Below are 21,567 nucleotides of genomic sequence, written 5' to 3'. Positions count from 1 at the left end.
GCTCAGGCTCCCAGCAAGCTTTGGCCGCACACACGCACGACTTGGCCGTTGACCCCGCCCGACGCTGGGTGCGCCAGCCAGGCGATGGTCTCGGCCACATCGATGGGCTGCCCGCCCTGGGACAGCGAATTCATTCGCCGGCCCGCTTCGCGAATCATCAGCGGGATCTTGGCGGTCATCTGGGTTTCGATAAACCCGGGCGCCACCGCATTCACGGTGATTTGCTGCGCCGCCGCACGCGGTGCCAGGCCCTGCACCAGGCCGATCACGCCGGCCTTGGAGGTGGCGTAATTGCTTTGGCCAAGGTTGCCGGCGATGCCGGAAATCGACGACACACACACGATACGACCACCGGCGTTCAGCCCCTGGTTTTCCAGCAACGCATCGCTGAGTTGCAACGGTGCTTCGAGGTTGACCGCCAGCACGCCGCGCCACGCGGCCTCGGTCATCTTGGCGATGGTCTTGTCACGGGTGATCCCGGCATTGTGCACCACCACGTCAAAGGCACCGTATTGGCTGACGTGGGCTTGCAGCAGCGCGGCGGCGTCCGTCGCGGTGATGTCCAGGGGCAGCGCCGAACCGCCGACACTGTCCGCCGCCTGTTGCAGCGCCGCCTGGGCCTGGGGCACATCCACGCACACCACATGGGCGCCGTCGCGCGCCAACACCTGGGCAATCGCCAGGCCGATGCCACGTGACGCGCCGGTGACTAATGCACGACGGCCGGCGAAGGGTTTGTCCCAGTTGACGGCGACTTGACCGCCCACCGATTTCTCCAGGCGCACCACTTGTCCCGATACGTAGGCCGAACGGCGCGACAGGAAAAATCGCAAGCTGCTGTCCAGCGCGTCTTCAGCGCCTGGCGCCACGTAAATCAACTGCACGGTGATCGCCCGACGCAGCTCTTTGGCCAGCGAACGCACCAAGCCTTCAAGGGCGCGTTGCGCAATGGCTTGAGGCAAGTCCCGGCAATGTTCCGGCGCGGTACCGAGCACCACCACACGACCGTGATGACCAAGGCGCTTGGCGTTGGCGTGGAAGAACACATACAGCTCGTCCAACTGTTGCAGGTCGGCCACGGCGCTGGCGTCAAACACGGCGCCCTGCACTTTTACCGTGGACGGCGCCTTGAGCGTGGCCGCGTTGGCCATGACCGTATCGGTCGCCGCGAAGATTCGCTGCACCTCGGCGGCCAGGCGCCCTGCCCCGGCGACGATCACCGGGTTGACCAAGCCCTGCTGACCGCTGCGGTGACGTTGCAGTGGCAGAGGTTGCGGCAAACCGATGACTTGGGCCAGGCGCCGGCCCCAGGGGGAGTTGACGAAAGAAAGGTAGCTGTCACTCATTGATAGATTCACTCACAACGCTGTGTTGGCTAATTGACCGAGGCGTTTTCGTTTTGACTGGTGCGACGTTTCGCGGTCGGCTCCAACGCTTGCTTGCGCTGCTGCAACGCCTCCAGCAAGCCGAAGTCCTGTGGGAAATCGTCCACCTGGATGCCATGATCGGCGTATTCCACGTAGCGCCCGAGCAAGGTATCTTCGTCGTCGCTGATCAGGTCCAGCGCCCGTGCCTTGACGCGCCAGGCAGTAAAGGCCGTGGCCGAGATCGGCATCGGCGCGATCAGGCCCTGCTTGACCGCCGGCTTGAGTCGGGCGTCGATCAACTCGACTTGCGGCAGTAGGCGAAAGCCCAGTTCGCCGTAGGCCAACTTGTCGATTTCCGGACGGGGGATATAGGAATTGGCCAACAGTCGGTCACGGGTTTCGCCCGGTGTCTGCACCACATCGGCCACTTGGGCCAGCAGCCGGTCCGACGGTTTGCGCAGCGGGATACCGAACGGGAACGTCAACGCCTTCAGCACGCTTGCGGCCACTTTCGACGGGTAATTATCGAGCACTTCGGCCAGCGCTTCATGGGCGCGCAACAACGCGTCCTGGGCCGCCCAGTGCACCAGCGGCAAGTCTGCCTGGGGCCGACCGTCATCTTCAAAGCGCTTGAGCACGCAGGACAGGATGTACAGCTGCGACAGAATATCCCCTAGGCGCCCGGTGATACTTTCCTTGCGCTTGAGGGCACCGCCCAGCACGCCCATGGACACGTCTGAAATCAGCGCCAACACCACTGACAGACGATTGGCTTGGCGGTAGTAGGATGCCAGTGCGGGGTCGGTCTTGGCTGGAGCAGCAATCAGCCGTCCCCCGGTGAGGGAATGCACAGCTGCGCGTACGGTATTGGCCAGTACAAAACTCACATGACCGAACATCGCACTGTCAAAGTCTTCCAGTGCCTTGCGCCGGTCCGGGTTGCGCGCCGCTTCCATCTCGCGGAACACATAGGGATGGCAGCGGATCAGGCCCTGGCCGAAGATGATCAGGCAGCGCGTCATGATGTTCGCGCCTTCCACTGTGATTGCGATGGGACTTTGCTGATAAGCGCGGGCCAGGAAGTTGTTCGGGCCCATGCAGATGCCTTTGCCGGCGACAATGTCCATGCCGTCATTGACAATGATCCGTGCGCGTTCGGTGACGTGGTACTTGGCGATGGCCGAGATCACCGAGGGTTTCTCACCCGCATCCAGGGACGCCACCGAGACCTTGCGCACCGCATCGCAGGCATACAGGTGACCGGCCATGCGCGCCAGTGGCGCCTGCACGCCTTCGAATTTGCCGATGGGCAGACCGAACTGTTTGCGCATCGCGGCATAGGCGGTGGTGCCGCGTACCGCGACCTTGCCCAGGCCAACGTTGGCCGACGGCAGGGAAATTGCCCGGCCGGCGGCCAGGCACTCCATGAGCATGCGCCAGCCGTTGCCGACTTGCTCGCGACCGCCGATCACCCACTCCAGCGGAATGAAGACGTCCTTGCCGGTGGTAGGACCGTTCTGGAACACCGCGTTGAGTGGCCAATGGCGGCGACCGCTGTTCACCCCCGGATGGGACGTCGGGATCAACGCACAGGTAATTCCCAGCGAACCGGCCGGGCCGAGCAATCCGTCCGGGTCTTCGGCGCGAAACGCCAGGCCGAGCACCGTGGCGATCGGGCCCAGGGTGATGTAGCGCTTGTCCCAGGTCACGCGGAAACCCAGGACTTCCTCGCCTTCATGCTGGCCTTTGCAGACGATGCCCAGGTCGGGAATTGCCCCGGCATCGGAGCCGGCATACGGGCTGGTCAGGGCAAAGCATGGGATGTCTTCACCCCGCGCCAGGCGCGGCAGGTAGTAGTTGCGCTGAGCATCGGTGCCGTAGTGCAGCAGCAGTTCGGCCGGGCCCAGGGAGTTGGGCACCATCACCGAAATCGCCGCCGCCGAGCAACGTGTCGACAGCTTCATCACCACTTGCGAATGCGCATAGTGGGAGAAGCCTTTACCGCCGTACTGCTTGGGAATGATCATGCCAAGAAACCCGGCATCCTTGGTGTACTGCCAGCCTTCGGGGGACATGTCTTGCCAGACCTGAGTGGTTTCCCAGTCATTGGCGATGTCACACAGGGTTTCCACTTCATTGTCGAGGAAGGCTTGTTCTTCGGCACTCAAGCTAGCGGGAGCCGCCTGCAACAGACGCTGCCAGTTGGGTTTGCCGCTGAACAGTTCGGCGTCCCACCAGACAGTGCCGGACTCGATGGCAGCGCGTTCGGTGTCGGACATTGCCGGCATGATCGTACGAAACATGCCTAGGGCCTTGTTGGTCAGCAAGGTGCGCCGCAGGGGTTTGATCGTCATCAGCAACGCGGGAGCGACCACCAGCACCGCCGCGACAGTGATGCCGAATCCGGCCACCCCATTGAACAGGTAGCCCGCTGCCAGCCAGACCAGGCCTGCGCCCAGCCAGTGAAGGGCAGCGGCTTGTCGATACGCCAGGGCAATCGCGGCTGCGAAACCCACCAATAACCAGATAACCATGGGGATACCTCTACTCGATTCAGGGCACGACCGTTACGCAGGCCGCTCGATGTGAGCTGCGGCGTATAGCCACACTACAAACTTGGCAAGCTAATTTCAAATTTTGTTTTGAAATTTTTATTTAATCACTTGGCGAAAAAAGAGCGGCTGAACGCGTCAGCCTGATCATTCAATCCATAAGCAATTGCTATCACTGGAATGAGGACGAACCACTGGGTGAAGGCAGCAAGATGCGCTTGATACCTTCCTCCATCGTCCTCATTGAAGCGTCAGAACGCGTAAGTGGCCGACAGGCTGACCACGTCGCCCGAAGATTCGGCCTTGCCGTTAAGGCTGGCGCCCCCGAGTCGATCGACGTTCTTGGTTTTCAGCTTGACCTCCTGAACGAACTGGTGGGAATAGGCAACATCGAAGCTCAAGCCCTTCACCGCTTTGACATCATACCCAGCACCCAGTGACAGGAAGGTGCGGTCGCCATCGGGGATTCGTGGGTCCCGGGTCGAATTGCGTGTGGGTGTCTGATCAAGAGCCACGCCCGCACGCAGGGTCAGCTCATCGGTCACACGATAGTCGCCGCCCAGGGAGTACATCCAGGTGTTCTTGTAGTTGTAAGGTATGGACACAATGGTGTTGCCGCCCGACTTAAGCGTCAGGTCTTTAAACGAAGACCACTCGGTCCAGGTCACGCTGGCGCCCAACGTGAAACGATCGTTGAACTGGTGCACCCAGTCCAGACCCGCCGTGGCAGGAATATCCAGTTGAACGCTGGCATGGGCGCCGTCCGGCGCCAGCTCCAACCCTGGATAAGCGGTATTCACCAAAGTACCGCTACCGCCAAACGGGCTCGGCTGGGTCATCAGGTTGTAGGAAAACTGATCGGCATACATATTGTATTTGCCGGTCATCTTGTTTTTGATCTTGGCGTGGTAATTCAAGCCAAGCGTGTCTCGTTCTGTGGGTTTCCAGACGACGCCGGTAAACCAGCCAGCCGAAATATTGTCAACTTTGACACGCATCAGCGCAGTGCCGACATCCGATGGGAAATTGATGCCACCCAGCACCGAATCAGACACTGCCGCGGCAGACAGCAAGTCGACGTTCTGGCTGACGAAGCCTTTACTGTGCTGCACGATCACGCCGCCGCCGATGGAAAACTGATCATTCACTTTGAAAGACAGTGACCCGGTCAACCCTACCGTTTCGATTTTGGTATCCACTGCAAAGTCGCGCAGTTTCGAGTCCTGATCCCAGGTGGAGCGCATGCCCTGGGGCACAACCTGGCTCAAGCCGAAAGCAAAGCGATCGCCCAGAGGCATGACCATGAAACCGGTCGGCAACCAGGCAGTAAAGCCGCCTTGACCACCGTCGTTGTTATTGACTGTGGTCGCCGCTGTATCGGGAAAACCATTGGCATCCAATGGCGTGTTGGAAATGGGGTTGCCTGCATAATCAGAGGCATCGCCCTTGTACTTGATCTTGATGCGCGCGTAGTCGACGGTAAATTGCGCGACGTTGTGCTCTACAAACGCCATGGCCGCCGGGTTGTTGTACGCCGAACTCGGGTCGTTCTTGAACAGTGAACCACCGGCAAATGCCCGCCCCCAACCCGGCGCCCCGTAGGTCGGTGTCGAGAAACCACCGGCCTGTGCGGGCGCGGCGGCCATCGCCCCGCCAATCAACGCCAGCCCCAGCAAAACTTGCACATGTTGTTTTTTATTATTCATGCGGCACTCCCTATTTTTATCTCTCTGAGCCAGCCCTGCCGGTTCGTCTTGCGGCTTGCAATTCATGAACTGGCGCCCAATCAAGGCGCCAGTTTTCAACGGGTGATCAACCCTTCATTCTTAAGCTTTGTTCAAGGCACGATGGTCAGCGCAGGGCTTGGGGTAACGCTCAGGCTCACCACGGTGCAACTGCCGCTCAGGGTCTGGTTGGCTGCGGACAGCACACCACCGCTGTAACCTACGGTGATGGTAGAAGGGCCGCAATTGGAGGCTGGGTACAGAACCGAACTGGCGATGGTATAGCCGACGTTTGTCACCGAACCGGCGGCAGGGCCGGTGGCAGTCAGGGTCCAAGGCAAGCCGGTGATCTTAGGCAGCGCGCACAGGCCGCCACCGGTGACCGCGACGCCGGTGATCTTGGCAACACCTGTCGCATCGACATTCCCGGTAAACGTGGCGCCGCAGTTCACGGTGGCCTGGAAGGACGAGGGTGACTTCACTGAAATAGTGCCTGGCGCCGTGAAGTTTGTGCTCACAGGACTGATGCTGTACGCATTCGCCATCGAAGCAGCACCCATGCAAACAGTCAAAGCAGTCAACGACACGAGAGTTTTCAAGCTTTTCATTGTTTTTCCTCACATGTTATGGCGAGTCATTTCGCCAGGGGTAATGGCCATGATCGAGAGGTCACGGTGACGCTGCAAAACTCCCTTTCCAGCCAAATCTCAATTCAATTACCGCCGTAAAAAATTCGATAGTTATTCAACAACTTTAAAGTTCGGCGGCATCTTTATGGACACCGTTTTGATCGTGCAATCTTCGCCAATCGGCACATTGGCGGCTTCCAACTTTCCGGTGGCGTTGTCCCATGTACCGTTGGCCGTGGATGGCCCACACTTGCCCCCCAGGCCAAATGCATGGACATCCACGGCGATCTTCGACATGGAACCACTCTGGGTGTCTTTCGCAACAAGTACCCACGGCAAGTTGATAGCTTCAACGCGGCTGCATTTCAGGCCACCGTCGAATTCGACCTTGTCGACATTCACCGATGAACCATCCGCTGCGACCTTGCCGGCCACCTTGATGGTGCAGTCGGCGCTGATCAGCGCACCTTTGGAAAAGCTGATGGGGCCTTGGGCGGTAAAGGCGCTGCCAGCCGGTTCGATACGTGCGGCCTGAGCCTGGTGATAGGCGATCAAACCCAGCGCGGCCAATACGATATGAGTGGTGAACTTGGCAGGTGCTTGCATGGTGTACGTCCTTCCCTTTAATTATTTTTGTTCGGGTCAAACAACTTTATTGCCACTTGTCTGGAAAACCTCGGGCGATAGAAGCCTGCGCGACACGCACGCCCCGAGCACACAAACAACGTGTTACTTGAACTTAAAACAGCTTGGCGCTGTTACTGTACTTCTCCAGGTACTTCAACCGTTGCGAGGGTTGAAGGTTGGTCAGGTTTATATCGCCGGCATAATGATTGAGGACTCGGTGGTCCATGCGCCGACGCCATAAGTAAGGCACATACGCCCAGACAATCATGCTTGCGTAGCCATAAGGAAGTTGCGGTGATTCATCAAAGTGGCGCAACGACTGATAACTGCGCGTGGGGTTGGCATGGTGATCGGAATGACGCTGTAACTGGAACAGGAAGATATTGGTCACAATACGGTTGCTGTTCCACGAATGCCGAGGCGAACACCGCTCATAACGACCATTGGGCAACTTCTGGCGTTTAAGGCCGTAGTGTTCGACATAGTTCACGACTTCCAGCAATGAGAACCCGTAAACGCCCTGGATAATCAGGAAGGGAATAACCGCCGCCCCCAACCAAGTGATCATCGCGCCCCACAACACCCCGCTGTACATCCAGGCACTGAGCACGCCGTTCTGCCAATGCCAGGCCGGCAGGCCAAGTTTGCGCAGGCGTTCGCGTTCCAGGTTCCACGCCGAGCGGGCGCTGAACCAGACTGAACGTGGCAGGAAGGCCCAGAAGCTTTCCCCGAGGCGCGAGCTGGCCGGATCTTCCGGCGTAGCGACGCGTACGTGGTGACCACGGTTGTGCTCGGTGTAAAAATGCCCGTAGAACGTCGGGGCCAGGGTGACCTTGGCCAGGAACACTTCCAGCGCATTGGGCTTGTGCCCCAGCTCATGCGCCGTGTTGATCGCGATGCCAGTGGCGGCGCCGGTCGACATGGCCATGCCCACGTAGGTAAACCAGCTCGGTTCGCCGTGCAGTTGAGTGCGTGCAGTGATGTAACTGGCGGTGTGAGACAGCCAACTGGAAGGTTCCAGGTTCGCGACTGCCTGCGACAGGCCGCCCTGGATGATCCAGTCAATACCGCCGGCGGCGAGCCAACCGGTGATCACTACCGAGGAGATGACAAAGAACACGCCGGTGTAGACGATCCAACGATAGTAACTTTGGGATTCGAGGTGGCTGACGGCGGATTCGGGTGGGTTGCTCACGTCTTCACCGAGCAAGCCATCGATCAACGGGATCAGGCCGAAGATCACCAACACACCGACCCACCAGAGTTGCTGGATACCAGTGCTGATGGCGAGTGAACCGGAGAGTAATGGAGTGGCCAGAGGCATGATGCCCAGCCACCACAGATGACGCTTGCCGTCGGTCCAGACGCTTGGGGCTGCCAGAGTCTGATTCATGGCAATCTCCGTGGCAGGAGAGCGGAAAACAGGTTCAGGGAGCGCTGAATGCCCCGGGAAATCAACCATGCGATAAAAGACGTTTTCTTCATTTTTATTCGCTCTTAGGCATTTCAAAAATCATTTCAAAATAAACATTGAAATATTTTTTTAAAGAAATAGCGCGGAATCGATAGGTCGTCAACTACTTTTTCGAACCCTTTTGAATATGACCAGGCAGTCTGTTTTTCTGCTGTTTAGTCAGGTCTCTAGGGCAGGCATTTCGGACGGTCCACGCCGCATTGAAGGCCACGATTATTTGTTCGCCAGGGCAAATGGCGGGTGCAGGATGGCGGCGCTTTGCAGCGGGCGCGCTCGCTTGGCCACCTGCTGCACCGCCTCCACCACCCGTGCGGTGGCGGTGATCGGCAGCATATGACCGCGCCCCTCCACCACCTGTAGCTTCAAGCCCGGGACCTTGTCGGCCAGGGCCTGGCCGTGTTTGCGAAAGTCCAGGACATTGTCACGCGCGCCATAGATCAGACTGACGGGCAGCGTCAGTTGCGGATAGCGCTTGACCATCTCGGGCAGGTAATCGTTGACCAAGGCAATCTCGCTGGACGCGGCATAGAAATTGTCGGGTCGCATGCCCAGCAGCCCGCCTCCCCGCGTGGCGAAATCTTCGGGGGCAATGTCTGGGGCGAACACGCCCTTGACCACCGAACGCCGCGTCAACAGCCCTATGGGGACCGTCAATGTGTGCGATACCCAGCGACGTAGCCAGGCCGGTCGTACAGCCAGCGACCAGAACACCAGGGGCAATGTGGGTTGGGGATGAGTCAGTGGCGCCACCAATACCAGGGCCGATACAGCATGGGGATGGTCAAGTGCCAGCGCCAACGAAATCGCCCCGCCGAGGGAATGCCCCAGCACCAGCGGTTTGTCCAGGCCCAGCGTATTAATGAAAGCCGCGACTTGCCGCGCCTGGGCGGGCAAGTCCGCGGCGGTGCCTTTGTGACGCGTGGAATAACCCGACCCCGGACGGTCGAGGGTGATGACGCGAAAGTGTTCACGCAATTGCCCGGACAACGCATAAGTCAGGTTGCGACTGCTGCCCATCAGCCCGTGAATCATCACCAGCGGCGGGCCCTTGCCTTCCTCGTAATAATGAAAGCGCTCGCCATCCACCTCCACAAAGCGCCCGTTGTTCGGAACGGCGGCTTCAATGCGTCGTGTCATCCACGCGCTGACCCCCCATAAAACGGCGCTCGCGCCCATGAAAACAGCCGCAGCGATAACCCATTCGACAGCCATAGATCGGTCCTCTGCATCCCTGCTGCTGTCGACCCGACCGGTATTGATCAAGGCCTCAGCTATCGCCCATACCCTGGACCTGAGCACCGCGGCTGTCCGTCGGACAAGTCGCGCATGAGAGACCTGGAACTAGCGTAGGCGATATTTTCAGGTAGATTATTTAAAATCTTTTTTAAAATAAGTAATTCAATTTTTCTTTGCAATGGTGTTCTATCTAAAAGACACAACAAGAAAGGAGCACACCCGATGCCCACGAAGGACTGCTTATGAACGCCCAGAGTGATTCAATCGACATCGCCATCATCGGCTCCGGCTTTGCCGGCCTGTGCATGGCGATCAAGCTCAAGGAAGCCGGGTTTACCGACTTCTTTATCGCCGAGCAGGCCGACACCCTCGGCGGCACGTGGCGGGACAACCACTACCCGGGCTGCGCCTGCGATGTGCAGTCCCATGTGTATTCCTTTTCCTTTGCGCCCAACCCGGACTGGACGCGCCAGTTCGCGCCGCAAGCGGAGATCCGTGCGTACCTGGAGCAATGCGCTGCGCGCTTTGAGCTGGCGCCCTACCTGCGTTTCGGCATGGGCCTTGAGCGCGCAGTGTTCGATGAAGCGCAACAACGCTGGCAGTTGAGCTTCAAGGACGGTCGCCAGGTCAGTGCGCGGGTGCTGGTGTCGGGCATGGGCGGTTTGTCGCGGCCGGCGCTGCCGGATATCCCAGGGCTGGACCGCTTCAAGGGAAAACGCTTCCACTCCCAACAGTGGGACCACGACTATCCCTTGAAAGGTAAACGCGTGGCGGTGATCGGCACCGGCGCCAGTGCCATTCAGTTTGTGCCGCAGATTGCGCCGCAGGTGGCTCACCTGGACCTGTTCCAACGCACCCCGCCATGGATCATGCCCAAGCCCGACCGGGCGATTTCACCCGTTGAACGCTGGCTGTTCAAGCATCTGCCCTTTACCCAACGCCTGGTGCGCAGCGCCTTCTACTGGGCGCTGGAAGGCCGCGTGGTTGGCTTTTCCCTGCACCCAAGGCTGATGAAAATGGTGCAGAAGATCGCCCTGCGCCACTTGCACAAACAAGTGGCGCGCCCTTCCCTGCGCAAGACCCTGACTCCGGACTACACCATTGGCTGCAAGCGCGTGCTGATTTCCAATGACTACTACCCGGCGTTGTCTCGCAGCAATGTCACGGTGGTCACCGACAACGTGCTGCGCATCGAAGCCGACGGCGTGATTACGGCCGACGGCATCAAGCACCCGGCTGACTGTTTGATCTTCGGCACCGGCTTCCAGGCCACGGATCCCCTGCCCCGCGACTGCATCATCGGCAACGGCGGCGTGGACCTGATGGACACCTGGCAAAACGGCGCACACGCCTACAAGGGCACGACGGTACCCGGCTACCCCAACCTGTTCCTGATCGTCGGCCCCAACACCGGCCTTGGGCATAACTCGATGATCCTTATGATCGAAGCCCAGGTGACCTACATCCTCGACGCTCTCCAGCAAATGCAACGGCATCGCATCGCGAGCGTGGAGGTCAAATCCACGGTGGAAAGCGCCTACAACCAACGGTTGCAAGACCAGCTCAAGCGCACCATCTGGAACACCGGTGGCTGCCAGAGCTGGTATCTCGATCCCCGCACCGGCAAAAACACCACCCTGTGGCCCGGCTCGACCTGGCGTTTCAAGCAGGTCACCCGGCAGTTTGCGCTGAAGGACTATGTGACCAATCTGTTGCCGGCCCATGCGCCTGAACGCCCTGTACCGACGCCTCACTCCACTGCAGAAGGCAGCCTGTCATGAAATCATTCAACGGCCGCGTAGCGGCGATAACCGGTGCAGCGTCCGGCATGGGCCGCGCACTGGCCCTGGCCCTCGCACGGGAAGGCTGTCATCTGGCCCTGGCGGACAAAAACACCCAGGGGCTGGAGCAAACCCTGGCGCTGATCAAGGCCTCAACCCTGGCGCCCGTGTCCGTTACCACCCAGGTGCTCGATGTTTCCGACCGTCAGGCCATGGAGGACTGGGCCGCGCGTTGCGTTGCCGAACATGGCCAGGTCAATCTGGTATTCAACAATGCCGGGGTGGCCCTGTCGAGTACGGTAGAAGGTGTGGACTACGCCGACCTGGAATGGATCGTCGGCATCAACTTTTGGGGCGTGGTCCACGGCACCAAAGCGTTCCTGCCCTACTTGAAAGCGTGCGGTGATGGTCACGTGATCAACACGTCCAGTGTGTTCGGCCTGTTCGCCCAACCGGGCATGAGCGGCTACAACGCCACCAAGTTCGCAGTGCGCGGTTTTACCGAATCCCTGCGCCAGGAACTGGACATGCAGCGCTGCGGCGTGTCGGCCACCTGCGTGCACCCCGGCGGCATCCGCACCGACATCTGCCGCAGCAGCCGTATCGACGCGAACATGACGGGCTTCCTGATCCACAGCGAACAGCAAGCCCGCGCCGACTTCGAGAAGCTGTTCATCACCGACGCTGACCAGGCGGCCAAGGTGATCCTGCACGGCGTACGCAAGAACAAACGCCGTGTGTTGATCGGCCGCGACGCGTATTTCCTCGACCTGCTGGCTCGCTGCCTGCCCGCGGCCTATCAAGCGCTGGTGGTGTTCGCCAGCAAACGCATGGCGCCAAAACCACGCACGCCCGTGTACGAAACCAACGACGAGCCTCGCCTCTGAACAGGAGCACGCACTATGTTGCCGATTCGCCGTGACATCCGTTTTAGCCTACCCGCCGAACGTATCAAGGACTGGCATGAACAGGGCCCGTTCATCACACATTTCTTCAATGCCCTGTCGCTGCTGTTTCCCCAGGGCGAGCTGTTTTTCATGGACAGCGTGCGCCATTACCGCCAGCGCATCGACGACCCGCAGCTGAAAAAAGAGATCCAGGGATTCATCGGCCAGGAAGCCATGCACAGCCGCGAGCACGTGGCCTACAACGACCTGCTGCAAGCCGCGGGGCTGCCCGCGCACACCTTGGATCGCCGGTTGAAATTCATCCTCGATCTGCAGAAAAAACACCTGCCGCCGTCGTTCAACCTGGCGGTGACTATTGCGCTCGAACACTACACCGCGATGCTTGCGGAAATACTCTTGAGTGATCCTTCACGCTTCGGCAATTCGCTCAAAGGCTACCAACAGATGTGGTACTGGCACGCCCTGGAGGAAACCGAACACAAGGCCGTGGCCTTCGATGTGTGGAACCGTGTGATCAAGCCCGGCCCCAAGCGTTACTTGTTGCGTACCGGGACCATGCTGACCACCACGCTGTTCTTCTGGTTGGTGGTGTTCGATTTCCACCTGCGCCTGTTGATCGCCGACCGCAAGTCGGGTGGGCACTTGAAAGGTTTCTGGCGCATGTTGAAGTTTCTGTATGGGCCCAAGGGTGTTTTCCCAAGGATGCTGGTGCCATGGCTGCATTACTTCAAGCCCGGTTTCCACCCCTGGGATCACGACAACCGTGCGCGCCTGGCCGGGATTGACAGCCTGGTCGAAGCAATCGAGCAAGCCCAGCGCGGGTATTAGGCCTGCGCCAGGGCGGCGCGCTCACGCACAAAGTCCGGTAACTGATCGCCTGGCAGTGCCTTGCTGAAATACCAGCCTTGGATAATCATTTCAGTGCCCGTATTCAGGAAGGCCAACTGCTCGGCCGTCTCAACCCCTTCCACCACGACCCCCAGGTTCAGCGCCTCACAAAAACGCAGCATGCCGGTCATGACCTGAGCGCCCTTGGGGTCGTGCTGAGCCAACACGAAACTGCGGTCGATCTTGATGTAGTCCACCGGAAACTGGTGCAGGTAACTCAAGGCGGAAAACCCGGTGCCGAAGTCATCGATGTAGACTTTGGCGCCCATGGCTTGCAGTTTTTGGATGGTTTGGCGCGTGACCTGGATATCGCTCACCAGCGCGTCTTCGGTGATTTCCACCGACACCTGCCCATGGGCCTGGGCCAGGATCTCCACAAGGCGCTCACCATAGGCGGCGTCGGTCAGAGTTGCGCTGGAAATATTGATGGTCATCGGCAATGTAAAGCCGAGTTTTTGCCACTTCTGATATTGGCGAACCGCCTGAGACGCCACCCACACATCCACATCCGGCATCAACCGTGCCTGGGCCAGCCATTGCAGGAACTCCCAGGGCGAATGCACCGTACCCTGGGCATCACGGGCACGCATCAGCGCTTCACAACCGGTACACAGCCCGGTTCGGGACGACACCTGCGGCTGGAATTCGAGGTAAAACTCGTAGTCGCTGATCTGCTGGATGCGGTTCAGTTCAGTGGCCTGGCGCACCAGGGTTGTGTGGGAAGCAAGTACCGGATCCATTTCGCGCAGGCGGCCCTTTTCCTCAAGGCCCCGGAAGGTCATGTCCAAGGACTTGAGGTACACCGTGCCACCTTCGGTAGCCTGGCGATGGATCGCGCGCACATACGGCGCATAGACCAGGGTGCCCAGGCCCAGTAAAGCCAGTTGCAGCGCCACTGCCGCCAGGTCGCCGTGGGTACTGAGGTAGGCATTCAGGAGCACGGGGGCCGTGAACGGTACGCTGACCACCGCGGGTGACACCCATCCCATCTGCACCACCGTCAACGCCACCATGGCATTCAAGGCCGGCACAATCAGAAACGGTATGAACAAACGCGGGTTAAGGATGATCGGCAAACCGAACAACAGCACTTCACTGACGTTGAACAGTGAGAGCGGCAAACTCGCCACCGCCAACAGGCGCATGGACTGGCTCTTGGAAAACAGCAGGATCGCCAGCAACAGGCACAACGCACCGCCCGAACCACCGATAAACGCAAAACTGCCCAACAGGCCGCTGTTCAACAGATACCTGATGGGCTCCCCCGCCGCCAATCCCGCATTGTTCAGGACCACGGCCTGGTCCAGCACATCGAACAGCGGCTGCATGGCGTACACACCGTGAATGCCGAAAAACCACAGCAGCGAATTCATCAGGGTCACAAATAGACCGCTGCCATAGGGCGATTCCAGTGCATCGAGTACCTGGGGTCCCTGCAGTTGCACCACGTAGGGCACTTGCAACAACACAGATAGCACCACCACCAATGCCAGAGCGGTGATGGCACCCGGCACTACCATATTGATCGTGCCGCGCAGGTTGTGACCCACCAAATCTTCGTTCACCAGCCGAGTCCAACGGTAACGGTGCAGCCAGGCAATGGTCGGCACATTCAGCAACGGCGAGGCGATGGCAATGAACAGCACGAAGGTGGCCGAAGCCCGGGGATAGTCCCGCAGGACAAACGTCGCCACCACCACATGGGCCAGGCATAGGAACGCCACGGGCAGTTGCGGCAGGCGGTACTGGATCGCCAGCATGTAGCCAATGGAAGCGGCCACGAGCAGTGGGATCACGGAGCTGATCTGATTATGCAAGCCGGCCAGAAACGTCACCACTCGCAGGTCGAAGCCAAGTACACGCGCGCATTCGGAGAGGATCAGAAAGCTCGCCGACACCAGCAGGCACGGCAGGATCCACAACAGCCCTTCACGAATCGCTCGCAACGACTCCGTGCTGGCCAAAGCGGCCAAACGTTGAGTGAAGAAAAGCTTGAACAGCGTTTGCGTCATGACTCATCCCTCTGCCCATCGCCCACTGTCCCTGGAAGGCAGGGCCGGAAACATTGGGCTAACGCTACACGTCCTGGCACGGTGAGTGAAAGCCTTTTGCCATTCATCTCGGTGAATTTGCGCAGTCGATGACAGGCGATTCCCCGACTTTTCCAAATAATCGAATTTTCTGACCCGGACCAATCGCCGAATCTGCTTCAATGAGGATTGTCTGAACACGACCCTGACCTGACCATCCTCTGGAGTAACCCCTTGTCACAACCCGGTGATAACCACCAGCGCGCGCTGGACAGATTTCTTGACGAACACCCCGCCATAGCCACCGAACTCAACACCCTGAATCCGTTGGCCGCCCAAGCCAAGGGCGAAACGCTTGCGCACTACCGCGCCGAACGGCTGCATGAAGCCTTCGAAGCGGAAGCCGAACGCCAGGGCCTGTTTGCCTGGGAATTGACCCTCAAACTGACCAGCGAATCCTGCGAAGTCTTTGAAGCCCAGCGCCTCGAAGTGCACAAGGAAGTGGCGCAGATGGCAGGCCTGAGCTGGGACGAGTATTGCCAGTTGCATGACCTGGCCGGTTGACCCGCTACCCCAAAGACCAGCAACGACGCCGGCCCGCAAGCGCCTCACGCAGTTCGGCCACGCATACGGTTCGATATTCGGGATCCATCGCCAGGGCTGAACACAGCGTAGGCCAGCAGTGCCTGGGCAGGTGCCTGGGCCGGGATAATCGCTGATTGCATTGGCGCTCGCCGGGACGGCGTCCTTCAGCCAGCTCATAGAGCACACAGGCAACCCCGTACACATCGGTGCTGGTTGACGGAAGCTCTCCGGCGATCAGTTCCGGCGCCGCATAGGCAGGCGTCCAGGCATTCAGGCGATTGCGGCTCAAGCACGGTAAACCGACCCTTGCCTGCGCCTCTGCGTGGCCCAAGCCAAAATCGAACAAGCGCAATCCCTGTTCCCCCACCATGATGTTCGCGGGTTTTACATCGCCATGCAGTACACCTTGCCGATGGGTGTAAGCCAGTGCATCCAGCAACTGCAGGGCCATGGGTTGCAACGCCTGCCACGCCAGCCCTAGCGGCCACTGCGGGAGCAGGCGGTCCAGGGTCAGGCCGCGCATCACTTCCATCGTGAAGAATGCCCGTTTGTGGACTGTATCGACCTCGAAAGAAAACGCGCGGACTACGTGTTCATGTAGCAGGCTGCGCGTCAGGGCGAATTCGCTGTACAGCAACACATGGGCGTCGGTGGAGGCAGAAAGGGTCTCGCCCAACATCTTCAGCGCCACACGACAGTCGGGTTCGCCGAACGCCTCATGCAACAGGTCTCGAGCGCGATAGACCACCCCCATGCCTCCAGTGCCAAGGATTCGCTCAAGTTGATAGCGCCCCGCGAGCAGGTTCGGCAGGCCTTCTACCGCCTTCATGGCTGGATCACCACGGCAGTGAGGTCATCCCGCGCGGGCCCACGCAACACGTCGCCAAACACCTGGTCCACCACTTGCCGTGGCGTGCCCACACTCATGGCACGCCCCAATTCCCTATGGCTGAGCCCCTGGTATACGCCGTCACTGCACAGCAAAAATACGTCCCCAGGATGAGGGCGCAGCTCAAGTATCTCGAGGCTCAGGGGCTGTCGGGCACCAATTGCCCGGGTCAAAGCGCGGGCGTCCGGGTGAGCGCGGGCCAGTCCGGGGCTCAACTGCTGGGTATCCATCAGTTGCTGCTGCAGGGAGTGGTCACGGGACAACTGGTACAGGCGCTGCCCTCGCCAGAGATAGCATCGACTGTCCCCTGCCCAGATACACGCCGCGCGCTTGTGTCCAAGCAACAACGCAACCACCGTGCTGCCCATGATGCCTGCCAGGCCGTCGTCGGGCTGTAATTGCCTGTCGAGGCCTTTCAGGCAGCAGCGGACGGCCTCGATCCGCTCATCAAGGCCCCCTTGGCCTGACAGTGCCGCAAGGCTGTTAACCACCTTTTGACTGGCCACATTCCCGGCATGATGGCCACCCATGCCATCCGCCACTGCCCAACAACCCCGCTGCGGGCAATCGAGGAACGCATCCTCGTTGCGCGCTCGGCTCTTGCCTTGCGCAGTGCGTCCGGCGCTTCGCCAAGAGTACGCCAGGTTCACAATTGCTCCGGCAGGCGGAAGGTACGCCATGTTGTCATTTGGAACGGGTTGGAGTTGCGTTGGCTAGTCAGCAGGTAATTGGCACGCAGGCCGGCCAGTTCAGCCTTGATTATCTGCGCGTCCCTTCCGCTCGCCGGCTCGCTGTGCATCAGGTCGATCAACCGAAACAACGACCAGGCACCAGTGTCTTTTTCGATGCCCAGCGGCCGCTCCGCGCCGCGCTCCAGTACCAGGCTGCTGCGACCATTGTGCGCCTCGTTCGGCCAATGGAACGCCATCGGCACGATCGGGCCATGACGGTATTCCAACTGCTGATCGCCCAGCCGTAGCGTCGCCCGGCTGACAGCCTGGTCCAGGCTGTAGGGCGCCACCGTGAACCGGACGGCCCAATCACCGTGGTCTTCAGTGAAGAAGCCTTGCCGAATGACCTGGGCCTTGGTCAGTTGGTCCAGCAACGAACGCGACATGGGCAGGCTGTGTCCCTCCAGGCCACGCAATCGGTAGCGACTGCCCTCAACACTGACGAAAGGCCGCAGGTAGCCGTCATAAAAACGCTCCAGGGTCCCCCGCGGCTTGAAGAATGCCTGGAAATCACCCAGGGCAACGTCACTGCCGGCATGGGCATTGAACGGGTACCGGCGCTGAATCGCCTTCGCATAAAAGCCATAGACCTCACTTTGATAACGCTGATTCACATATCCATAGGCGTCATCGAGCAAATGGCTCCAGCTTTGCTCTGCAATACCTTCGAACCATCCCTTGAGCGGCTGCGGCAAACGAGCGGCCGAATCACGCAGATTGCCCAGTAGCGGCTGCTGGCCATCCATGCGTTGCCTGGCCAACTTGAACGCTGCCTGCTGGGGCGAGCTCTCCCGGCTCAGTGACGACAACTGCAGGTGCAGCTCATTCAGCAAGCGCAGTACTTGCGTCAGCTCGTCGTTTGGGTTTTGCGCTTCGTCGAGCAGCTGATGCAATGGCTCGAATCGGCGCTGTAATGCACGCCGGGATGTATCCGGCAGCGCCGTTCTGATCAGCACGCTGGAGGGGGAAGCGCCCAACTCGGCAACCTGCTGGCTCACTGCTTCAATCCGTTCCTGAATCGGCAATAATCGCGTGTTCTCACGTACCTGCTGCAGCAACTGCATCAATGCCGACTGAGCGGAGGTAAGGCTGGCAATCTGATCCGCTCCGTGGCGCAGACTGTCACTCTGTAACAGCCTGATTTGCCCGAGGGCGCTGCTCCAGACATCAGCATATTCACTGAAATAGCGTTGCTCCAACTCCAGCATCAACCTGCGCAAATCCGTGGCATTGAGGTCGATAGCTTCCCCCAGTACCCAGTTATCCTGGGCAATGGCATTGACCATCCGAAGGCCCTGCTTTTCGAAAAACTGCAGGTATTTTTTAGTGTAGAAACCCGGAATGGCCGGCTCTACCCTGGAAAACGCAGGGCCTTCAGCCAGACGGTAAGGCTCCAGGTTCCGCGCCTGCTCCCGTAGCGTCCGGTAGACTACCTCCGCCAGCGACTCACCGCGCAATACCTGGCGAGCCTGAGTGATCAACTCATCATTCAACGGCGTCAGGAACGCCTGCTGGAGAAGCTGCGCAAAGTGTTGATTCAGGCGGTTTTGCGCAGACATATCTCCCGCCCACTGGCCGGCCATGTGCTCTGCCAACCACGTCGTATCGCGCCGCTCGCGCAAACTGAGCATCAGGTAGGCGCGCAGGTTGCTCAGCAGCAGCTCGCGGTCTCCCAGGCTCGCTCGCACTTGCTCCTCGAGCAGGGTGGTCACGTATGGCAGCAATTGCTGACGCAAGGCTTCTTCGTAGGCTTCGACCAACAGCGGGCCACTCGCGTGCCCCTGGTACAAGCCGGCCCGCTCAAACCAACGAACCTCTGTCACGGGTGGGAAGATTGTTGTCGCCGCCCGGCGACTGTCCAACAACACCAACAATGCCTGGCGCTCATCCGAACCGGGCGCGGTGGAGGGTTGTGGTTTGATCAATTCCAGCAGCTGCGCCAGTCGTTGGTGGTTGAATGCATAGCTGTGCATCCATAACGCCCCCGCGGCGCTGATGACAACTGCCGCGGCCAGCGCCAACACCCCATGGCGACGGCGTATGCGTTGCCGCTCCGGGGCATGCAACCCGGCAAGGTCTGCCTCGGCAAAAATCACTCGGTTCAACAACCTTTCGGCAAAGTGTGGGCGCACATCGCCAGTCTTCGCACACGTCAGGTAGAACCCGCGCAACCCGCTGACACGCTGGTAGCGATGGGCGGAAAATGCGGTCTCGATAAACAGGCACATGCGGTCGCCGATGCGTGCGAGTTGCTGAGGAAAATCCAGCATCCGGCCTCGACGCTCAAGGTTCCGCTCTTGATGCAAGCGTGGGATCAGCTCGCGGCCCAAGCGTTGCAGCAACGCCTCGAATGCTGCGTGTACTTGCGCGATATCAATGCTGGCGGTGCCTACGTCCAGTCGCCCGCCCAACACATCTTCTGTGCTTTCACCCTGTTGCGCATCGAAGAATTCGACACATCCGGCCAACCGGTCGGCCTGAGTCAACACCAGATAAACCGGCACATCCACATGCAGTGCCTGCTGGATGTCCTGCAAGCGCGTACGCACATGACGCGCGTGAAACTCCAGGTCGTGTTCATTACTGCGCAACAGCGTATCGACTGGCAAGGTCACTACCACCCCATTGAGTGGCTGTGTCCTGCGCCGCGACTTGAGCAAGCCCAGCAATGTCATCCACCCTGCCGAATCCAACGAACGGTCAGGCTGGTCCAGGTAGCGACCCGCCACCTCGACCATCACGGCCTCCTCGGCAAAATACCAGGTGCAGTGAGGGGTCGCGCCCGCGGGCGACGTTTCAGCCCGGTCAAGGGGCGCCTGTAACCCGCATGCGGCCAACAGGCTGGTCTTGCCACTGCCCCGCTCGCCAATCAACAGGTACCAGGGCAATTCATTGCGCCATCGCTCGCTACGCTCGCCGTAGCGACGAGATGTCTTCAGCGTCTGCAGGGCCTCCTTGAAACGCCCTCGCACCTGCATCGTTTCATTGTTGATCAGTGCCTGCCGTTGATGACGCTCGCGGTATTCGGACTGATTCAGCCGAACGTTTCGCCGTGCGCCTACCACGACCATCGCCAGTCCCCACAGCAACAATAAACCGCTGATGGTCAACAAACGGGCGGTAGAGCCCTGCCAGAAACGGACGTCGTCCACCGCCAGCAAAGGTCCAAAAAACCACACCAACAGCGCACTGGACAACACCAGCAGCAAGCTCCATACCCAACTTTTGCGCAGCACTGTGCCCACGCCCTTGAAAAATGCGTTCATTCACTGCTCCCAGTGTTACAAGGGCGCCCGAGACGGGCCTGATACCAAAGGTTGGAGGGACTGCAAAGCCGTCATTCGCTGCTGGCCCAGCACCCAGGCGAACCCTGAATACATCACGAACAAACAGATCAATGTGCCAATGGCGACACCGACTGTGGACACAATGCGGACCCGCGGTTGAGCGGCCTTACCCGTCTCTGACGAAGTGGAGACCGGCATCCGGTCCCCTCGTACATGCCTGATCTGTCGGTACACCGCATCGTGTACGGATTCAAGCTGCGCCCTTCCGCGCTCCATGACGCGGTACTTGCCTTCGAATCCCAACGATACGCACAAGTACATAAGCTCCAGCATCGCCACATGCTTGACGGGGTCGCGAGATAAACGCTCCAGCAGTTGGAAAAACTTTTCGCCGCCGAAGGTTTCGTTGTGAAACCGACTCAACAGGCTCGTCTTCGGCCAATCACTGCGACTGCCCCAGGGCGTGGTAACCACAGCCTCATCGATGGCGCAGCACAACACATAGCGCGCCGACATCACTTGACTGCTCTCAGCCCCCAAGTGCAAGGCACGTGCCTCAAATGCGTCGACGCTCGAGGAAAGTTGGTCATTCAGCGCCTGCAGGCTTTCCCGGCCAGGGCTGGCTTTGAGCTGGACAACCTGCAACAAGAGTTCCCACGCTGCGGACAACAAGATGTTGGGGCCCACGTTGAAGCTCTGTGCGCCCGACAGATGAGCGCTATAGATCATCCGGTCTTCCAGTTGCTCGAAGCGTGGCGGTGACGCAAAGTCCGTGACGGCGCCATGCGCCGGGCAGAGCCCATCACGCTCAAGCAACACGGTTTTTTCGTCCTGAGAGTATTCACTGTCCATAGTCATG

The 21,567-nt window shown here is 59.7% G+C and carries 16 protein-coding genes; 4 read left to right on the top strand and 12 right to left on the bottom strand.

The window, feature by feature from the left end:
- Positions 1 to 2: 2 nt before the first annotated feature.
- The 7 genes from LVW35_RS12995 to LVW35_RS12965 form a co-directional block, all read right to left on the bottom strand.
- A complete protein-coding gene (locus LVW35_RS12995) occupies positions 3 to 1,346 on the bottom strand; it encodes a 3-oxoacyl-ACP reductase (protein WP_233896028.1) in 1,344 nt (447 codons plus the stop codon).
- Between the two features lie 29 nt (positions 1,347 to 1,375).
- The gene (locus tag LVW35_RS12990) at positions 1,376 to 3,901 is read right to left on the bottom strand and encodes an acyl-CoA dehydrogenase (RefSeq protein WP_233896026.1); all 2,526 of its coding nucleotides are present in this window, start codon (positions 3,899 to 3,901) and stop codon (positions 1,376 to 1,378) included.
- Positions 3,902 to 4,170: 269 nt separating this feature from the next.
- A complete protein-coding gene (locus tag LVW35_RS12985) occupies positions 4,171 to 5,625 on the bottom strand; it encodes an outer membrane protein transport protein (protein WP_233896024.1) in 1,455 nt (484 codons plus the stop codon).
- A 131-nt stretch (positions 5,626 to 5,756) separates the two neighbouring features.
- Entirely contained in the window at positions 5,757 to 6,251 is a 495-nt protein-coding gene (gene praB / locus LVW35_RS12980; RefSeq protein ID WP_233896022.1) for an alkane oxidation protein activator PraB, read from the bottom strand.
- Between the two features lie 132 nt (positions 6,252 to 6,383).
- Positions 6,384 to 6,878 carry an alkane oxidation protein activator PraA gene (gene praA, locus LVW35_RS12975; protein WP_233896021.1) on the bottom strand — a complete coding sequence of 165 codons (495 nt, stop codon included), beginning with the start codon at positions 6,876 to 6,878 and terminating at the stop codon, positions 6,384 to 6,386.
- 133 nt (positions 6,879 to 7,011) lie between these two features.
- A complete protein-coding gene (locus tag LVW35_RS12970; RefSeq protein WP_233896020.1) occupies positions 7,012 to 8,292 on the bottom strand; it encodes an alkane 1-monooxygenase in 1,281 nt (426 codons plus the stop codon).
- Positions 8,293 to 8,586: 294 nt separating this feature from the next.
- Complete coding sequence (locus tag LVW35_RS12965; RefSeq protein ID WP_233896019.1) at positions 8,587 to 9,585, bottom strand: alpha/beta fold hydrolase; 999 nt, start codon at positions 9,583 to 9,585, stop codon at positions 8,587 to 8,589.
- 266 nt (positions 9,586 to 9,851) lie between these two features.
- Between LVW35_RS12965 and LVW35_RS12960 the strand changes: the two genes are divergently transcribed.
- The 3 genes from LVW35_RS12960 to LVW35_RS12950 are packed head-to-tail and all read left to right on the top strand — an operon-like array spanning position 9,852 to position 13,126.
- Entirely contained in the window at positions 9,852 to 11,390 is a 1,539-nt protein-coding gene (locus LVW35_RS12960; protein WP_233896018.1) for a flavin-containing monooxygenase, read from the top strand.
- A complete protein-coding gene (locus LVW35_RS12955; RefSeq protein WP_233896017.1) occupies positions 11,387 to 12,277 on the top strand; it encodes an SDR family NAD(P)-dependent oxidoreductase in 891 nt (296 codons plus the stop codon). Before LVW35_RS12960 ends, LVW35_RS12955 begins: the two co-directional genes overlap by 4 nt.
- A gap of 15 nt (positions 12,278 to 12,292) precedes the next feature.
- Entirely contained in the window at positions 12,293 to 13,126 is an 834-nt protein-coding gene (locus tag LVW35_RS12950; RefSeq protein WP_233896016.1) for a metal-dependent hydrolase, read from the top strand.
- Here LVW35_RS12950 and LVW35_RS12945 read toward each other — a convergent pair.
- Positions 13,123 to 15,198 carry an EAL domain-containing protein gene (locus tag LVW35_RS12945; RefSeq protein WP_233896015.1) on the bottom strand — a complete coding sequence of 692 codons (2,076 nt, stop codon included), beginning with the start codon at positions 15,196 to 15,198 and terminating at the stop codon, positions 13,123 to 13,125. The two genes, LVW35_RS12950 and LVW35_RS12945, sit on opposite strands and share 4 nt — an antisense overlap.
- 252 nt (positions 15,199 to 15,450) lie before the next feature.
- Here LVW35_RS12945 and LVW35_RS12940 point away from each other — a divergent pair, with 252 nt between their 5' ends.
- Positions 15,451 to 15,780, top strand: a complete 330-nt coding sequence (locus LVW35_RS12940; protein ID WP_233896014.1) for a DUF6388 family protein — start codon at positions 15,451 to 15,453, stop codon at positions 15,778 to 15,780.
- Between the two features lie 4 nt (positions 15,781 to 15,784).
- Here the strand turns inward: LVW35_RS12940 and LVW35_RS12935 are convergent, their stop codons facing one another.
- Genes LVW35_RS12935 through icmH form a run of 4 tightly spaced genes read right to left on the bottom strand, consistent with a single transcriptional unit; the run spans position 15,785 to position 21,566 of the window.
- Complete coding sequence (locus LVW35_RS12935) at positions 15,785 to 16,630, bottom strand: serine/threonine-protein kinase (RefSeq protein WP_233896012.1); 846 nt, start codon at positions 16,628 to 16,630, stop codon at positions 15,785 to 15,787.
- Complete coding sequence (locus LVW35_RS12930; protein WP_442799649.1) at positions 16,627 to 17,370, bottom strand: PP2C family protein-serine/threonine phosphatase; 744 nt, start codon at positions 17,368 to 17,370, stop codon at positions 16,627 to 16,629. Before LVW35_RS12930 ends, LVW35_RS12935 begins: the two co-directional genes overlap by 4 nt.
- Positions 17,337 to 20,687: a type VI secretion system membrane subunit TssM gene (gene tssM / locus LVW35_RS12925; RefSeq protein WP_233896007.1), complete on the bottom strand. Its 3,351-nt coding sequence runs from the start codon at positions 20,685 to 20,687 to the stop codon at positions 17,337 to 17,339. The genes LVW35_RS12930 and tssM overlap by 34 nt, the downstream gene beginning before the upstream one ends.
- Positions 20,688 to 20,702: 15 nt before the next feature.
- Entirely contained in the window at positions 20,703 to 21,566 is an 864-nt protein-coding gene (gene icmH / locus LVW35_RS12920; protein WP_233896005.1) for a type IVB secretion system protein IcmH/DotU, read from the bottom strand.
- Position 21,567: the final 1 nt, after the last annotated feature.

The organism is Pseudomonas sp. HN11 (assembly GCF_021390155.1).
In the GTDB taxonomy this organism is placed as follows: Bacteria; Pseudomonadota; Gammaproteobacteria; order Pseudomonadales; family Pseudomonadaceae; genus Aquipseudomonas.
This window is presented reverse-complemented; position numbering and strand designations above follow the sequence as displayed.

Bases quoted from the DNA above. Each gene is read 5' to 3' on its own strand.
- LVW35_RS12995 (WP_233896028.1), bottom strand. From the start codon at position 1,346: ATGAGTGACAGCTACCTTTCTTTCGTCAACTCCCCCTGGGGCCGGCGC.
- LVW35_RS12990 (WP_233896026.1), bottom strand. From the start codon at position 3,901: ATGGTTATCTGGTTATTGGTGGGTTTCGCAGCCGCGATTGCCCTGGCG.
- LVW35_RS12985 (WP_233896024.1), bottom strand. From the start codon at position 5,625: ATGAATAATAAAAAACAACATGTGCAAGTTTTGCTGGGGCTGGCGTTG.
- praB (WP_233896022.1), bottom strand. From the start codon at position 6,251: ATGAAAAGCTTGAAAACTCTCGTGTCGTTGACTGCTTTGACTGTTTGC.
- praA (WP_233896021.1), bottom strand. From the start codon at position 6,878: ATGCAAGCACCTGCCAAGTTCACCACTCATATCGTATTGGCCGCGCTG.
- LVW35_RS12970 (WP_233896020.1), bottom strand. From the start codon at position 8,292: ATGAATCAGACTCTGGCAGCCCCAAGCGTCTGGACCGACGGCAAGCGT.
- LVW35_RS12965 (WP_233896019.1), bottom strand. From the start codon at position 9,585: ATGGCTGTCGAATGGGTTATCGCTGCGGCTGTTTTCATGGGCGCGAGC.
- LVW35_RS12960 (WP_233896018.1), top strand. From the start codon at position 9,852: ATGAACGCCCAGAGTGATTCAATCGACATCGCCATCATCGGCTCCGGC.
- LVW35_RS12955 (WP_233896017.1), top strand. From the start codon at position 11,387: ATGAAATCATTCAACGGCCGCGTAGCGGCGATAACCGGTGCAGCGTCC.
- LVW35_RS12950 (WP_233896016.1), top strand. From the start codon at position 12,293: ATGTTGCCGATTCGCCGTGACATCCGTTTTAGCCTACCCGCCGAACGT.
- LVW35_RS12945 (WP_233896015.1), bottom strand. From the start codon at position 15,198: ATGACGCAAACGCTGTTCAAGCTTTTCTTCACTCAACGTTTGGCCGCT.
- LVW35_RS12935 (WP_233896012.1), bottom strand. From the start codon at position 16,630: ATGAAGGCGGTAGAAGGCCTGCCGAACCTGCTCGCGGGGCGCTATCAA.
- LVW35_RS12930 (WP_442799649.1), bottom strand. From the start codon at position 17,370: ATGGCGTACCTTCCGCCTGCCGGAGCAATTGTGAACCTGGCGTACTCT.
- tssM (WP_233896007.1), bottom strand. From the start codon at position 20,687: ATGAACGCATTTTTCAAGGGCGTGGGCACAGTGCTGCGCAAAAGTTGG.
- icmH (WP_233896005.1), bottom strand. From the start codon at position 21,566: ATGACTATGGACAGTGAATACTCTCAGGACGAAAAAACCGTGTTGCTT.